At 46.4% G+C, this 806-nt stretch carries 1 protein-coding gene; it reads left to right on the forward strand.

What is annotated here, in order from left to right:
* Nucleotides 1-806, forward strand: an 806-nt coding sequence (locus A3738_RS09970; protein ID WP_156504172.1) for a cation-translocating P-type ATPase, incomplete at both ends; no start/stop codon positions are given.

An 806-nucleotide genomic window follows, 5' to 3' on the forward strand; every position in this document is an offset into this window, starting at 1 on the left:
CCAAGCGAATGATGTTATTTTTGATAAAACAGGGACACTCAGTGAAGGTCGTTTATCGATCTCTCACGTTCAGCTTGCCACTAACACTAACTTGGATAAAGAAACCGCGCTTATATTTGCAAGCGCGCTTGAGCGCCAAAGCGCCCACCCAATTGCCAAGGCATTTATTCAGCAGACAAGCAAAGAAGTCATCGACGCCAAGAATCATGTTGGTTTAGGCGTGAGCGGAATCATTGATGGCTCTCGCTATTTTATGGTCAGCGCTAGCTTTATCGGACAAAATACGTCTACGCTCGATAAACAAGAACTGCAACATCAACACGATGGACCTGTCGTATTTATGTCTGACGGCACTACATTAGTTGCTCGGTTTGAGCTCGAAGACACTCTAAGAGAAGAGGCAGCTGCCTGCATTGAAACGCTGCGTAAGCTGGGCAAAACCGTGCATATTTTAAGTGGCGACCAGCATCATTCAGTGAAACATGTCGCCGACACATTGAGTATCGAATCGTTCTTAGCTGAGCAATCGCCTGAACAAAAGCTGAACTACGTTGAGTCGCTGCAATCTGAAGGAAGAAAAGTGGCGATGGTCGGCGACGGCATCAACGATCTTCCCGTTTTGTCTCGCGCAAACCTATCTATTGCAATGGGCGGAGCGAGTGACTTAACTAAGCTCAATGCGGATGCCATTTTGTTAAACGAGCACCTCGTATCACTGGCTGACGCTTTCCAGTATTCACGCAGAACAAGAACAGTCATTATTCAAAATATTTGCTGGGCACTTGGCTATAACTTATGCATGCTGC

Source organism: Oleiphilus sp. HI0066, assembly GCF_001635725.1.